Source organism: Polaribacter vadi (assembly GCF_018861005.1).
Taxonomy (GTDB): Bacteria; Bacteroidota; Bacteroidia; order Flavobacteriales; family Flavobacteriaceae; genus Polaribacter; species Polaribacter vadi_A.
This window is the reverse complement of sequence record NZ_JAHKQL010000037.1, coordinates 145778-161740: the sequence shown is the minus strand read 5'-3', so window position 1 is coordinate 161740 and position 15963 is coordinate 145778. Positions and strand designations below refer to the sequence as shown.

Annotated in this window: 15 protein-coding genes; 2 read left to right on the top strand and 13 right to left on the bottom strand. The window is 30.3% G+C overall.

The genetic code is table 11. The annotated features are described in order from the left end of the window. Positions 1-100: 100 nt before the first annotated feature. Positions 101-1294 (bottom strand): serine hydrolase domain-containing protein, encoded by a 1194-nt coding sequence (locus KO506_RS17045; RefSeq protein ID WP_215996135.1) that lies wholly within the window; start codon positions 1292-1294, stop codon positions 101-103. Positions 1295-1846: 552 nt separating this feature from the next. On the opposite strand from KO506_RS17045, the gene KO506_RS17040 reads away from it, so the two are divergent. After that, on the top strand, positions 1847-2818 hold the full coding sequence (locus KO506_RS17040) for an IS110 family transposase (protein WP_215996134.1): 972 nt from the start codon (positions 1847-1849) through the stop codon (positions 2816-2818). 48 nt (positions 2819-2866) lie between these two features. Here KO506_RS17040 and KO506_RS17035 read toward each other — a convergent pair whose 3' ends face one another. The 8 genes from KO506_RS17035 to KO506_RS17000 all read right to left on the bottom strand — a co-directional run bounded on the left by KO506_RS17035 (position 2867) and on the right by KO506_RS17000 (position 10720). After that, the gene (locus KO506_RS17035; RefSeq protein WP_215996133.1) at positions 2867-3121 is read right to left on the bottom strand and encodes a hypothetical protein; all 255 of its coding nucleotides are present in this window, start codon (positions 3119-3121) and stop codon (positions 2867-2869) included. A gap of 8 nt (positions 3122-3129) precedes the next feature. Beyond that, complete coding sequence (locus KO506_RS17030) at positions 3130-3522, bottom strand: hypothetical protein (RefSeq protein ID WP_215996132.1); 393 nt, start codon at positions 3520-3522, stop codon at positions 3130-3132. A 507-nt stretch (positions 3523-4029) separates the two neighbouring features. Continuing rightward, entirely contained in the window at positions 4030-4440 is a 411-nt protein-coding gene (locus KO506_RS17025) for a hypothetical protein (protein WP_215996131.1), read from the bottom strand. Between the two features lie 299 nt (positions 4441-4739). After that, the gene (locus KO506_RS17020) at positions 4740-5354 is read right to left on the bottom strand and encodes a hypothetical protein (protein ID WP_215996130.1); all 615 of its coding nucleotides are present in this window, start codon (positions 5352-5354) and stop codon (positions 4740-4742) included. Between the two features lie 111 nt (positions 5355-5465). After that, the gene (locus tag KO506_RS17015) at positions 5466-6692 is read right to left on the bottom strand and encodes an adenylate/guanylate cyclase domain-containing protein (protein ID WP_252726903.1); all 1227 of its coding nucleotides are present in this window, start codon (positions 6690-6692) and stop codon (positions 5466-5468) included. 185 nt (positions 6693-6877) lie between these two features. Continuing rightward, positions 6878-7537 carry a hypothetical protein gene (locus KO506_RS17010; RefSeq protein WP_215996129.1) on the bottom strand — a complete coding sequence of 220 codons (660 nt, stop codon included), beginning with the start codon at positions 7535-7537 and terminating at the stop codon, positions 6878-6880. A gap of 139 nt (positions 7538-7676) precedes the next feature. Beyond that, entirely contained in the window at positions 7677-9797 is a 2121-nt protein-coding gene (locus tag KO506_RS17005; protein ID WP_252726902.1) for a DEAD/DEAH box helicase, read from the bottom strand. Positions 9798-9799: 2 nt separating this feature from the next. Next, positions 9800-10720 (bottom strand): HamA C-terminal domain-containing protein, encoded by a 921-nt coding sequence (locus KO506_RS17000; protein ID WP_252726901.1) that lies wholly within the window; start codon positions 10718-10720, stop codon positions 9800-9802. A gap of 582 nt (positions 10721-11302) precedes the next feature. On the opposite strand from KO506_RS17000, the gene KO506_RS16995 reads away from it, so the two are divergent. After that, a complete protein-coding gene (locus KO506_RS16995) occupies positions 11303-11944 on the top strand; it encodes a DUF6266 family protein (RefSeq protein WP_215996128.1) in 642 nt (213 codons plus the stop codon). A gap of 116 nt (positions 11945-12060) precedes the next feature. On the opposite strand, the gene KO506_RS16990 is transcribed toward KO506_RS16995, so the two are convergent. The 4 genes from KO506_RS16990 to KO506_RS16975 form a co-directional block, all read right to left on the bottom strand. Then, complete coding sequence (locus tag KO506_RS16990) at positions 12061-12336, bottom strand: helix-turn-helix domain-containing protein (RefSeq protein ID WP_215996127.1); 276 nt, start codon at positions 12334-12336, stop codon at positions 12061-12063. A 442-nt stretch (positions 12337-12778) separates the two neighbouring features. After that, positions 12779-13999, bottom strand: a complete 1221-nt coding sequence (locus tag KO506_RS16985) for an ABC transporter permease (RefSeq protein ID WP_215996126.1) — start codon at positions 13997-13999, stop codon at positions 12779-12781. A gap of 2 nt (positions 14000-14001) precedes the next feature. Beyond that, positions 14002-14745, bottom strand: a complete 744-nt coding sequence (locus KO506_RS16980; RefSeq protein WP_215996125.1) for an ABC transporter ATP-binding protein — start codon at positions 14743-14745, stop codon at positions 14002-14004. A 6-nt stretch (positions 14746-14751) separates the two neighbouring features. Further along, positions 14752-15960 (bottom strand): efflux RND transporter periplasmic adaptor subunit, encoded by a 1209-nt coding sequence (locus tag KO506_RS16975; RefSeq protein WP_215996124.1) that lies wholly within the window; start codon positions 15958-15960, stop codon positions 14752-14754. Between the last annotated feature and the right edge of the window lie 3 nt (positions 15961-15963).

The window sequence follows — 15963 nt, the reverse complement described above, 5'->3', positions numbered from 1 at the left end:
CTTTATTCCGGATAAGACAAAAAGTTAGCTAACGTGTTTGTGTGTGGTTAGTTGCGTGTTTAAGCAATTAATTATACACGTTGTTGTCCTTAGTATTTCATTACTTATCCCAAGGTATGAAATTCTCCCAATACCAAGGCATCCACTTATCTCCTACAGAAATTTCAAGTAATTCTTTAAAAATGCTTTCTCCGTTGGAACTGTTAGACATTATTACTATTCCAAGGTTTTGTGATGGATAAAATATTGTGTAATGTTCCCAACCTTGATAATGGCCTTCTTTAAAAATTGCTTTTCCGAAAGGTGTTTTGTAAGTCCCAAAACCTAAGGCATAGCTTAGTTCAATGTCATTATTTTCTATTGTTTTTATAAATCTGTTTTTTCCAAATTGTTGCTTTGATTTAATACGGATTTGTGACTCAAAAAACTCATTAAACATAGTGTTATTTAAACCTTTTTTAGCTAACATTGCTTGAATAAACTTGGCATAATCTTCAGGCGTTGTGTCCATACTTCCAGCAGCATATTGTTCTTTTCGTTTTCTTCGTTTTAAAGTTTTTCTCTTTTTATAGTGACCAACAGCATAGTTGGTATCAAATTTTTCTTGCCAAAGAAAACTTGTCATATTCATTTTAAACGGCATGAATACATATTCTTGCGCAAGTTCTTCCAAACTTTTTTTTGTTATTTGCTCAACAGCAAATTGAAGTAATTGAATGCCTTCGCCTGAATAGCTATAAAAAGTTCCTGGCTCAAATTCTATCTCCAACGGTTTTTCCATGTTAATACCAAATTTTCCTATATATCTCCAATTTGGAAATCCCGTTGTGTGTGACAGACACATTCTTGCAGTTATCTTCTCGTATCTTTTGTCATCTATTAAATCTTTATAGTTTTCATAATCGTGCTGAAATTCATAAGTATAGATTGGGTTTTCAAGATAATTTACTAAAGGTTTGTCTAAGTCAATCTTTCCTTTTTCAACTAATTTCATTACGATGAATCCAAAGAGTGGTTTACTAAGCGAAGCTGCGTAAAAGTTATGTGAAGTTTTAAGTGCTTGTTTTTCTTTAAGGTTTCTCGAACCATAGGCTTTCTGAAATAAAATACTATCCTTATTTACTATAGAAATTGTAAGTCCGTGAACATTCCCTGATTTTATTAAACGCTGAATCTCCTTATCTAAAACTGTTGTAGATATTTTTGAGTTGTCTATTCTTTGAATAGATTGAGAATAATTATTTAGACTTGAAACTAAAAATAATATCGAAATAAAGTATTGAATTTCCCTCATTTTGCGGCTGATTTATATTCCTTTATTTAATAGACGTATAATTTAGTGAAATGGTTGCGTGAGATTTTTTATATTAAGCACAACTACTGGTTATACTCACTTTTTCTAAATTAATAACAATCCTATCCCCTTTCAGTTCAAGAATTTTACAAAAGATAAATCTAGCACTTAGTTTAAATTTTAGTTTTATTTCTTTTGACAGCTTACCTACGTTGTTGTGTAAGAAAAGTTGCAATTTTGTGAACGAGGAATTTCCAGCAGAAATTCAGAAGTTTGCAAAGAAGCAACAAGTTTTAGTTTAGCTAATTATAGAAATTTTTTATACACGGCTTAAGTTAGCATTTTAATAAAAACATTAAATTTAAGGCATATAAATAAGAAAGAACAAAAGAGAGGATTAAGGTTATTATATACGCAGAGACAATGATCTCGTCAACATTGAAAATCCCCTCTCTTTTCTACACAGATTTCGTACAGTTCTATGAGGCTTTAAGACCTCGATTTTAAGTCGTTGAAACTCGCGTAGATATCCTTTCAAAAAAACATTTTCTTATGAATAAAGATATAAAATATTTCGGAATTGACATCAGTCATTTGGTTTTTGATGTAACAGATTCACAGGGTAATTATTACCAATTTAAAAACAGTATTAGTGGCTTTAAAAAGTTTTTAAAACTTGTTGATAGTCATAGTCATTGTGTTATGGAAGCTACCGGTTATTATCATTATCAGCTGGCTTATTATTTACAAGAGCATGGTGTTCAGTTATCAGTAGAGAATCCATTATCTGTAAAACGATTTATTCAAATGAAACTCTCCAAGATAAAGACAGATAAGAGTGATTCACGATTGATTTGTGAATATGCTAAACAGGTAGAATTGAAACTTTGGCAAGGCAATTCTAAACATCAATTAGAATGCTTACAAATGACTAGAGCTCTCTCTATGTATACAAAGCAGCGTACAATGCTAAAGAATAAAATACATGGGGAACTGGTTTTAGGGGTTCCAAGTAAAGTAGTTTTGCGTTCTTTTAAACAAAGTTTAAAGTACCTTAATAAACAGATGGAATCTCTAGAAACTAAATTATTAATTTTAGTAAAACAAGTACATCAAGAGGTTTTAACACGTTTAAAAAGTATTCCAGTAATTGGCCCTAAAACATCCTTAATGCTAGTGGTTTTAACTGATGGTTTTGAGCGTTTCACAAGCGCTAGTGAATTGTGCAGTTATGCTGGGTTAGCACCTGTGATTAGGAAAAGTGGTAGCAGTGTAAATGGGCGTCCACGAATTAGTAAAATTGGAAATCAAAAGCTTAGAAACTTACTCTTTATGTGTAGTTTTAATGCTTGTAAATATAACCATGCTTGTAAAGCAATTTATGATCGATTAGTAGCCAAAGGAAAGAGTAAAAAATTAGCCTTAATTGCAGTCTGTAATAAACTCTTAAAACAAGCTTTTGCAATCGCGAAATCAGGATTACTTTATGATAATAATTACAGAAGTATTTTAGTGAAAAATTAATGAGGTTTTACTTGTTTTTTACCACAGTACTTTGTTGTGGCACGTATTTTATTCTTTTCGGTATGCTACCATTTCCATTGGTCCAGTTGGAATTAAACAAAGTTTTAAAAATTCCGACGTAACTTCTTTGATTGGAATTGAGCCATTTCTTTTTCCGTCATAATATATAGAAACGAAAAAAGTCGAGTCAATTTTTTCAATAATTTTCTTTTCGCCCTCTTTTCTCTTAAATAATTCTAAAGTTTCTTTGTCCCAAAGTTCTTTGTTAAATTCAAATTCTGATTCTCGTCCGTTTTCAGTCATCACGAAAGTCATTTTTTAATATCCTCTTTTTTCAACGTTGTGATTGTCGGTTCAAGTCGATAAAAGTCACATTCAAAAACTGCGTCTTTGTCATTTGACTTTCCGTTGATAAACCACTTTATGTGATTCTCATTAACGATTTCGTATTTAGAGGATCTCTCGTTGTTATGGTTCAAAAAGTCTCCATTGTTCATTTTCAACGTTGTTGCTTTCTCTTTGAGAGAAAAATCAGTATAAATGTCAACATTGTCGTTGTTAATTTCAAGAAGTTGAAAACCAGGATATCCTTTTTTTTCATTTCCTAAATCAACGTCTTTCAGAATCCATTTTCCATTCGTATTTTGTCCAATTACGGAATTAAAAATCATTGTTAATAGTATGATGGTTGTCGTTTTTCTCATATGTGCCACAACTACTGGCTATACCCACTTTTTCTAAATTAATAACAATCCTCTCCCCTTTCAGTTCAAGAATTTTACAAAAAATAAATCTAGCACTTAGTTTAAATTTTAGTTTTATTTCTTTTGACAGGTTACCTACGTTGTTGTATAAGCTTTGTTGCGTTGTTTAAGCAGTTAATTTACTAAATAAAACACGAACGGCGAAATTCCGAAGGAATTTCCCAAGTGAGCTAAAAACAGCAATAAAGTTTATACGGTGTTGCAAGTAGTAGCTTTTTTATATTACAATTTATTTTTCCATTTTTAGAAATTCAGAGATTGAGTAAAAATTCCGCAATTTTAGTTTCTCTATAAACTGACTAATTCAGGTTAGTGACAGAATTTGTACTGATTTTAATTCTAATTTTGATTTTCTCGCTTTGAATAAATTCCGTCTTTCAAAATTATAATACTTTATTAAATTTTATTAGCAAGAGAGTGTTCTATTCTTAAATTAATTTTTCAAATTTAATTTCTCTTTTTTTTATATATAATAATGTTTCCTATTAGCATAATAAAAGAGCTGACTAGCCACATCCAGTAACCAAAGCCATAAAAAATAACTTTTGATTTCGTGCTTCCATCATTTACAATAATTTGGTCTACAAATAAAAATGAAAGCATAGTAAGAAAAGTTAAAATACTCAAAATAAATGAAATATTTGTATTCTTATAAAATGTTTTCCAAGATATTAAAAGTATTAGGTTAGCAATCCAAGGAAAAGCAGGTAAGTGAAACTTAAATACACCAATCCAACCAAATATTAAGTTTAATAAACCGGAAAAATACTCACAAGTTCCTCCACTTGTACAATAACTTTTTTGAGTTAAAGAAATGATATATATTCCAATACTTAGAAGTAATATTTTTTTTTTCATATTTTATCTTAGTGAATGGAGAATTCTGTAATTCTTGGATTCATTCCACCTATTACTTGCAACTACTGGCTATACCCACTTTTTCTAAATTTATAATAATCCTCTCCCCTTTCAGTTCAAGAATTTTACAAAAAATAAATCTAGCACTTAGTTTAAATTTTAGTTTTATTTCTTTTGACAGCTTACCTACGTAGTTGTATAAAATTAGTAGTCTGTTTTAAGCACTAAAGTTAGTAAATAAAACACAAATAAAAAGTCAACGAAGACTTTCGTAAATTGGCTAAAACCAGCAATTATTTTTATACTTTGCTACCAAACGTTTTTATTTCAATTTCACTTTTCAATTTGTCTTTTAAAAATTCTAAAATACTTTTGTAATCTGATTCATTCAAGTTCATATGATTTATATAATGGACTTTTTCATTATTTTCATAAAGTATTATTTCATTACCCTTTAAATCTATATTTTTAATTTTTTCAATTCCGATAGATTCTTTTCGTGAACCATTTTCAAAACTTAATTTATTATTTTTTGTTTCAATAATTCCACTTGGTATAAATAAAAATCCTGAAATTAACGAGAGAATTCCCGTTACAAAAAGTAAAGTCCACATAATTTTTTCCGATTCAAAATATTTCAAGGCTAAAATTCCACCAATAGATAATATAACTCCAAGAATGAAAGGCATTATTCTGTTATAATCGTCATTATTAGTCGGAATTCTTAATTGATTAGTTCTTTTTCCTTTCTTGTATTTTATTTTTTCATAAATACTCAACAAAATAAATACAATCCAAATTATTGGGAAATATTCACTTATTGGGTTAACTAATTCCCTCACAAATTTTACCTGAAAAAGTAGAACAATTCCAATTAACATTATTGTTCTTAAAAATGGATTTATATTTTTCATCTAATATTTTGTAACGTGTTTAAGCACCTAAATTAGCAAATAAAAAGTCCGCGAAAACTTTCGTAAATTAGCTAGAACCAGCCATTAATTATACACAGTTTTAGCTACAGTTTAATTCACAAAATACATTTCCAATTCCCCTTTTCCTTTTGCAAGAATCTTTCCACGAGAAAGGCATGCAAATTCATTTTTAATCAGTTCATGGGTAGATGAAGATATATTTATTTTACCTACTTCACCAGCAGATTCTATTCTGCTGGCGGTATTTATAGTGTCACCAAAAAGGTCATATGCAAACTTCTTTTTGCCTACAACACCTGCTACTACAGTTCCTGAATGTATCCCAACCCTCATTCTCCATTTTATTTCATGGCTTTTATTCCGCTTCACAAGGTAGGATTGCATCATTTGTGCTGCTCTAATACAGTTAGCAGCATGATTTGTCATTTCTTTTTCAAGGCCACATGCTGCCATATAGGCATCACCAATCGTTTCAATCTTTTCAACTTCCGTTTCTTCCATTATTTCATCGAAACGACCAAAAATATCATTGAGTTCATTGACTAAAGTGACTGCTGATATGGATGCTACAAGCTCAGTAAATCCTTCAAAGTCAGTAAATAGAACAGTTACATTCTTATGCCTTTTAGGAATTGTCTTACCGCTTTCTTTTAAGTCTCTGATTATGTTAGCTGGTAGAATATTGCGCAGAAGATCATCTGATTTTTTCTGTTCTGCCATTAATGATTCCTCTGATTTATCAATTAATATAGACATACTTGCTATGAGTATAAGGCAAATGAGTCCAGTAAAGCTGATATTAACTATTTGCGATAAGTAGGGATCTAATCCTTTAAAATGAGATGTTATATTTGATTGAAATACTACAGTAACAATCAAGGTCAGGCAAGCTAGAATACTAAAGACATGAGCTATATTCCTTGCCTTTTTTGGGAAAGTCATGTATGGTAGAATAATAATTAGAAAACAAACAACTGCAACCCCTGAGGAATATCCCAACAAATAAAGAAACAAGAGAACAGACATATAAGAGGCTAGAATAAGCCATATGGAAGCCAAGACTCGCCACCCTTTCCTATTGAATATTAACGCCATTAGAAACATTAACCCCAAGAAAGTATTGCTTCCGTAAATCACTAGTGCGTCTGTAAGAAACAATGCAATTAGTATCCAAGTTACATTATAAATTACTCCTAAAACGGATGCAATATTCGTTACACGCAAATATCTGATTTCAGTGATTGAAGAGTTATAGTCAGCGCCAATGTCAACCATTCTTTGAAAGAATCTATCCTTGTTTTTATCATGAGTTGTCATAAGTGCTTCTCAATTTATTTAATTATTAACTTCATTTCTATTGTAGTTAATGTTGTTGTGTTGTGGAAAGTTGCGTTTTTTGTGAACGAGGAATTTCCGTAAAGAAATTCAGAAGTTTGCAAAAATGCAACTGACTTTTGTTTTAGCTAAAATTAGCAATTTTTTATACATGTTGTTGTACAACGTTATTTTACCTTTTTTATAATTCCGTAATCAGTTTTTTCTTGAAAGTTTGCTTTTGATCTGTAAACATAATTTCCATCGTCAAGTATATCAATAATTTCAACGTGTATTTCTTTTCCAATTAAATGTTTTAGGCGTGGTTCAGTCATACGCTTATAAGTCAAAACATATATGCAACCAGAAAGCCATTTTATATAGTAAATTTGTTTGTCTTCTTTTCCAATTTCTCTTTGTACTTTTCTTTTCCGTTTGATTTTAGTGTCTTTGTATAATACATGCTTGTATTCATAAAGTCCAGTTCTAAATTTTTTACAAGTGTTACATTCGTCTTTATTCAAACTCTTTTTTTCGTAAGAGGAATTTATAAATTCAAAAGTCGAATCATAACAATTATTTTTTAATTTACTTTCAGGATAATATTGAACTCCAAGAAGATATTGTCGAAGTTGCTCAATATTATATTCATTTTCATATGTAGTTTTGTCTGCAACAATTGTTACTTCGCTAATTTTCGCTTCATCATTTACACAGAAATTCACAGTAACATATTCAACATTTTTTACACCTTCTACAAAGAATGTTTTCTGCACTTGACCGAATGTGTTTGAGAAAACTAAAAGTGCTAATAATAATAATAATAATAATAATAATAATTTGTTCAAATTTTGAAGTTTTTGGTAATGTTGTACAACGTTGTTGTATATGGTTTGTTGCGTGTTTGAAGCAACTAATTTAGTAAATAATTACCGACCAAGAAAGTCCGCGAGGACTTTCGTAAGTAGGCGAGAAGCCAGCAATAAATTATATACGGTGTTGGGCGTTCGTTATTTTTATTCCATCAAAAAAGTAATCTAAAATATATTTGTCAAACTCATCTAGTCCTTCTGTTTTTCTAACTATTTGTTCTTGACCAATTTCGTTAAATTCTTCAATTGCCTTATGAATAGTTAATTCACTATCATAGAAATCAATAATTTTCGATTTTTGAAACTTTTTAGAAATCATTCTAGGTAAACCATATTCTTCTAATTGAAAAACAACTTTTGGTAGGAATGCTTGTGAACAATAACCAATAAACTTAGAAATGTCATATCCTTTTCCAACTAATATTTCTTTTTGTAACGCATTAACATCTTTTAAAAGTGAAGAAAATTTGTAAGTTACATTTCTTTCTAATTTAAAAAATTCATCTATTCCAACATCATAATCTTCTAATTCATTAAGTAACTCTGGAATTGATTTACTCCAATTACGAGCGATTGTTTTTATAAACTCTACAAATGTTTTGTTTTTAGCTTCCCAGTTACCTGGTTGAAGATTTATAATTTTATAAAGCAACCTATCCCAGTTTTTTGGCTTAAATTCATTTAAATAATATAAGCCATTCCATTCATCTGGATTTGTTTTTAGGTCAATTGCAATTTTTTTTATTAATTCTGAATTACTTGATTGAAAAGCCGATTCACTCTTTAACTTTTCATAAACTTGAAAACCCATTATTGAGGTCATTTCTTCTTGGTGCGACTTTAATAAAGCTAGTTGTTCTTTAGTTAATAAACCTCCATATTGTTCTGCATCTAAATCTCCAATAATTTCATTTGGAAAAGGAATATCTAATTGTGTTTGAGCTTGTTCAGGTGGATTTTCTAAAATGTAAATTTTACCAATAAAATGTTTGAACATTCTACCTCCTCTGCCAATAATATTTTTATAGGTGAAGTCATCAAGTTTTGCAGCTCCTTTTCTATTTCTCCAAATAATTACATTTTCAGCAGATGTATTTACTCCTTCAATAATTGAGGAAGTTGAAATTAAGTTATTGATTCCTTTATCTTCTTCAAATAATCTTACCTGTATTTGGCTTAGTGAACGATGTAGTCGTCCATTATGAACTCCAACACCTCTTTTTATTAATTTAGTAAGACTCCAATTAAAGTCATAATTTTTTACAAGCCAATTAGAAAACATTGTAAGTAAATTGTTATCTAATTCTGAATAAGTAGATTGAAATAGGTTAGTTAGACTTTCAATGTTTGAATAAGTCCCTGCATAAATAAGTGATTTAGTATTATTTTTTTCTAAAATATCGAGTAAGACTTTACTCTTTTGGGCAGTGTCATTATTTTCTATTTCATTATATAATTCGTGTTTTTCAAGGAAAACTGTATTAAAATCCATTCTATGAAACTCCATATCTTCTGTTAATGGATTGTCATCTATACTTGAAATATTTGGAGCCAAATAATATTTTTGTTTTGCTTTTTCGCCTAATTTAATCATTGCTCGAACTAAGCTAGGAGACCTTTCTTTATCAAATTTATAACCAGCTTTATAAAATTCGTCAATAATCATAATGTCAAATTCATTGACAATATTGATATAATTCAAAGCTCTTTCTTGTGGGAAAATAAAAATATTTTTTTCAGAGAGTGTTACATCTGAAGTTGTAATTATTTTATATTCATCAGCAAATTTTTTATATAAACGCCTTCTTGTTTCGTCAGTTAAGGCCAGAGTTGGTACAATTATTAAAACATTATTTGGTTTCTTTAACTTAATATAAGCATCAATAACAAAACTTTTTCCAAAACTTGTTGGAGCACTAACAGCAATGTTACGTCCTTCTAAGAGCTTTTTTAATAGTAACGATTGTTCTCTATGTAGAGTTAAAGGAACTTGTTCTCCGACATCTACTTTAAAGGCATCATAGATAAATCGTTCTTCCCAATTTGATGTTTCTGGGTCTAAATATGGGAAAAGACCTGTTTCTCTTATTAAATGATTTACTAACGGATTATAATTTAAATCATTAGTATTATGATAATCTAATAATTTGATTAATTCTTGTCTAGCTTCATTATCTTTTTCAGATATTAAAAGTTCGTTTATTATATGACATTTTTCGAAAACCTGTTTTTGCATATTTAATCTCTATAAACTTTTGCTATTTGAATGAATTTATTAACTATTTGTTCTTTTTCGGCAACTGGAAAAAGAATTATATGAAAATTTATTTTCTCATATAAATGTACGTCAGTACATTTATTAATTTGTTTTTTAAAGTATTGAGTTGCTCTTTCTTTATGATAAGCAATTACTTCTTTTTTATATTCATCTGTTAAGCTAGTACCTGATTTAGTTTTTTCACATTCATACAGTAACAAAATGGGAATGTTTAAAATCGGCTTTATATTATCTATTGACTCTCCTTGTGATAAGCTTGATTTGATTTTAGCTCTTAAATCATCTGAGATTTCATTAAAATCGTTAATATCACTTAGATTAGTAATTATTCCATTTTCTTTTTTTATTTTATTTAAGCTAATAGAGTCCTTTACAGAGTCTACTATTTTATCTAATCTTGCATTTTCAATACTGTTGTAAAATTTTGATTCGCCAAACCAAAGGGAAAAACTATCTTCGGATTCAACTACAATATGAACACTATCAGCTCCTTTCGCTTCATCATTTTGATTTTGTTTGTAGAATATTTTTGGTACAATTGGTAATGCCTTGTAATGTTTTTTCATTATTCCATAAAGAACAATTTCTGCAATTTCACTTCCTTTACCAAAAGATTTATCTCCTTCAACTAATCTTAGTTTTTTAGCTGATTCAATTAATACAGAACCTTCTCCATCATTTAAAAGAGCCTGTCTTTCACTGTAACTTAAAGCCGTTTCTTTAATATTATTCCATACAAAATTTTGAAATTTTTCATATCTCCATTTCCCATCTTCAAAGTCATTTATAATTCCAAGTACAGATTTATTATCAGTAGGATTTAACGTGTCATCTAAATTTACGTCATCAAATATTTCATTAAGTATAATTTCAAATTTCATTCGTGTTTTTTTTTAATGACGCCCAACTAGTGGTTATAACCACTTTTTTCTAAATTATTAATTCCCTACCCTTTTAGTTCAAGAATGTTGCAAAAAATAAATCTAGATCATTAGATACATTTTCTTTTACTAGTATTCAATTTTTACGTTAAATATATAAAAATCTTTAGGTAAACCACTTAAAAAAAAGAAAAATTAAGATTCCTATTGTTATCAAAAAGGGGTTTAAACACAACAATCTTACTAAAAAAGAACACTTTTCTATAGGTTTTGTTCTAGTCTGCTTCGAGTTTGCTTCGTAAAAGCATCCATTTTAAAAAAATACACCCTACCTGTACCCGAAGAAAACCCGAACAAAACTCGAACAAACCCCCCTAAAAACCTAAATTTTGATTCATACAAAATCAATGGGGTTCATTTGGGGTCTAAGTGTGTCACAGAGTGTCATTTAGTGTCAGTAAAAGTTAACTAAAACCATTTAAAGTTAGTTAAGGTTAATTAGCGTCAACTAATGTCAAGGTATTGGTTTATAGTTATTTAAATTTTAGTTTTGAAATCTAATAATCTTAAAAACATTTAATTATGGCAACATTTGAAAAAGGAATCCTTGGTGGATTTTCTGGAAAAGTAGGTAACGTAGTAGGTTCTCGTTGGCGAGGAAAAAACATTATGCGTAGTTTACCCCAACGTGGTAAATATACCCCAAGTACCAAACAAGAAGAACAGCGTGAAAAGTTTAAAATAGTCATCTCCTTTTTGAGTCCTATTGTAAATATCTTAAGCCAGTATTTTGGGAGTCCGCAAGGAGATAAATCGCGTTCTAATTTGGCAACCTCTTATCACCTTAAAAATGCAGTAGTTAGCACTGCCCAAGGTATGGTAATGGATTTTGAAAAGGTATTGATTAGTAAAGGAGATTTAAGGGGCTTAGATGGCGCTACTGCTGCTGCAGCTACTGGGCGTATTTTAAACCTAAATTGGCAAAACAATAGTGGCCAAGGTAAAGCCACAAACACAGATGCTTTAATGGCAGTAATCTATGCACCCGATCTTAATTTGTTTTATAGTGATACCAGTGTGGCTACTAGAGATGCTGCTACAGCAAGTATTACCTTGCCTGAGTTTATGCTTGGTTTTGAGGTAGAAGTTTGGGCTTCTTTTTACAAACCAGATACTAACTATGCTGCGAATAGCACCTATTTAGGTACAGTAACTGTATTGTAATTTAAAAAACAATAGTGGCAGATGTTATCAACGGATAAGTATAAGCGTGTTAGTAAATCATATTAAACTTATGATATACTAACACACTTTTTATCTAACTTTAGTTGTAAAGCTGTTTAATCTAGATTGTAATTGTTAAAATCTTTAATGTTTTTTAACGATTGGGTAATAAATATTCTGTTTATTAAGTTCTTAGGATACATACGCATATTACCCAATTTATAGCTTGGTATTGCATGTTTTTTACTTAAACGATATACAGTACTTTTGCTTATTTTAAAATTCTGCATAACTTGTTGAACAGTAAGCCATACTTCATTATTCATATCATTGGCATTGTAGTGTAAAAACGGATGATTAGACAATGGTTTGTCTATTTTGTTCTTTTTCATAATAATTGATTTTTAGTTAATTTAAAACCCTTGATTAGAGCTAATTGCGTTACAATATAGTAATTTTTTATGAATTCGATAATTTTTACATAAAATTCACTTTTCACATACCCTACTGACTGGCTGATTGTTACAGTTAATTTAACGCAGTAGTACTAAATTTTGTAGGTTTCGTTTTATCAAGATAAACATATTACAAAACCAAGAATAATAAAATAAAATTGCCAATTTTTACCAGATTAATAATAAATAGAGATTAAGCTTTTGTGGGTTTTGGTAGTGCATAAAAAAGGTCGACCTCTATGATAAGGCCAACCTTTTACAAATCAAATTACTCAAAAATAAAAAAACGTTCTATTGTATTGTTCTTACCAAACGTACATAATTTTATATCCTTAAGGAATCTGCAGCATTAACAGATTCCATTAAATAGTCTTTAATATTACTCGTAACGTAATGCTGTTATAGGGTCTAATGATGATGCTTTTCTTGCAGGATACCATCCAAAGAAAATACCTGTAACCGCACATACTGCAAAAGATATAACAATGGAATATAAAGCTACACTCGTAGGCCAATTTAAGAATTTTTCTATAAAAATTGTGGCACCTAATCCTAAAATAACACCTAGCAAACCACCTGTTATACTTATTAAAATAGCTTCTATTAAAAACTGCATTAAAATATCTGAGCCTTTACCACCAACTGCCATACGCAAACCTATTTCTTTGGTTCTTTCTTTTACAGACACATACATAATATTCATAATACCTATACCCCCAATTAATAAAGAAATACTGGCAACAGCCACAAGCAATAACGTAAGCATTTCACTGGTAGAACTAAATGTAGAAATAAGCTCTTCCATAGAACGAACAGAGAAATCATCGTCTTCATAATCTTGTAATTTGTGTTGTGTACGTAGAATTTCAGTAACTTGAGTTACAGCCTCAGGTGCATCATCTTCACTAACTGCAGATGCCATAATCTGATTTAAATAATCAATTGCCAAAATACGTTTTTGTACAGTAGTATATGGGGCAATAACTACATCATCTTGATCTTGCCCAAAGGTATTTTCTCCTTTTTCTTCTAGCACCCCAATTACTTTAAAGGGTATGTTGTTAAATCGAATCATTTTACCAACAGGTTCTTGCCCATCAGGAAAAACATTATCAACCACAGTTTGCCCAATTAAAGCAACTTTAGCCGCAGATTTTACTTCTGCATTGGTAAACATAGAGCCACTCTGCAAATCGACTACTTTAATATTTAAATACTCTGGGTTTACTCCATAAATAGTACTAGGCCAGTTGTTAGACCCATTAATTACTTGGCCACTACCGTTTACAACAGGTGTACTGTAACTTAACAAATTAGCTTGTTCTTTAATTACTTCGTAATTTTTAAGGGTTAAGGTTTGTACATCTCCACCACTACCTCTTGCAGGTCCTCTAGTATCTGTACCAGGTCTTATAGTTATCATATTAGACCCCATACTAGAAATAGTAGAACGAATACTTTCTTTAGACCCCTCTCCTATGGCTAACATTGCAATTACAGAGGCTACACCAATAATAATACCTAACATGGTTAACAAAGTTCTAGTTTTGTTAAGTATAATGGCTTTAAAAGCAATTTTAAATAGATTTAATAGTCTCATAATTAATGGTCTTGTTGTGGTAGTTTTGCCAACTCTTGTGCCGCAGAAAGTACCTTATTGTTTTTATAATCTTGAATAATATTACCATCTTTTAACACAATAGTTCTATTACTAAAAGTGGCAATATCTGGTTCGTGTGTAACAAATGTTATAGTAATTCCCTTTTTATTTAGTTCTTGAAACAATGCCATAATTTCGTAAGAGGTTCTGGTATCTAAATTACCTGTGGCCTCATCTGCTAATATCATTACTGGGTTGTTTACTAAAGATCTGGCTATAGCTACACGTTGTTGCTGACCACCAGAAAGTTGTGATGGTGTATGATCTAAACGATCTGCTAAACCTACCATTTTTAAAGCATTTATAGCACGTTCTCTACGTTCTTCTGTAGATACTTTAGAGTTATATAATAAAGGCAATTCTACATTTTCTATAGCAGAAGTTCTTGCTAACAAATTATAAGATTGAAAAATAAAACCTATTTTTTCGTTTCTTATGGTTGCCAATTGATTTCTGCTTAAGTTTTTAACTTTTACTTGGTCTATTTCATAATTACCAGAAGTAGGTTGATCTAAGCATCCTAAGATATTTAACATGGTACTTTTACCAGAACCACTAGAACCCATTATGGTTACAAATTCACCTTCATTTATCGTAAAATTAATACCTTTTAATGCGTGTACAGTTTCACTACCCATAGTAAAGGCACGCTTTAGGTTTTCTATTTTTATAATTTCTTTAGTCATGGTTTATTATTTTTTTCCTGGTGGTTTAGGCATAAATGGACTTTCGTTAGCGCCTGAAGGGCCTGATGGTTTACCTTCTGATTTAGAAATAGCTTTTAAACTATACACTAATTCATCACCAGGATTTACTCCACTTAAAATTTGAACATTTACACCATCACTAGCGCCCAAGGTTACCGTTTTTTCTGTTATACTTCTGTCTGCACCCAATACCCAAAGTGTTTTAGTTTTAGAAGAAGTAATTGCTGTATTTACTGGTAAATTATGATGTAAATTATAAGTTGATAATGTAGTTGCTTCTGGTTTAAAGTTAATTGCTTTTGCTTCTACAGATAAAACATTTTTTAACTCTAAAGTATAAACAGAAATGGTTGCTGTTAAGCCTGGTTTTAGTTTTAAGTTTTCGTTATCTGCTTTAATTACAACTGTATACGTAACTACATTTGAAGTAATAGTTGGGTCTAAACGAACCTGTGTAACAACACCATTAAAGATTTCGCCAATGTAAGCATCTACCGTAAATTCTACTCTTTGGCCTTCTATTACTTGCCCAATATCTGCTTCATCTACATCTGCTTCTACTTGCATTTCTTTTAAATCTTGTGCAATGGTAAATAAGGTAGGTGTGCTGTAACTTGCGGCTACAGTTTGCCCTTCTTCTATATCTTTAGACAATACTACCCCATCTATTGGCGAGTAAATATTTGCATAACCTAAATTGGTAGTTGCAGATTGCAGGTCTGATAAACGTTGTGTTACTGTACCTTTTGCTGTTGCATAATCATAAGTAGCAGTATCAAAATCTGATTTACTAATTACTTGATTGTCGAATAACGATTTTTGTCTGTCGTAAATCGTTTTCATATAATTTCTTTGAGTTATTGCATTGTCATAAGCAGCTTGTGCTTGTGTTTTAGCTGCCATTAAATTTGTTTTGTCTAATTCTGCAATTAATTGCCCTGCTTTAACCTCTGAATTATAATCTACATATACTTTTTCTACTACACCAGATACTTGTGTACCTACATCTACTTGATTTATGGGTTCTATAGTACCTGTTGCTGTAACCATTGTTGTTACATTAGATTTTTTAGCTGTTATTGTTTTTGCTTCTATAATAATAGCATCATTGCCTTTTATTAAAAAAAAGTAAACTGCAAAGGCAATAGTAGCAATTACTACACTGCTTATTATGATTGTTTTTTTAGTTTTCATGAG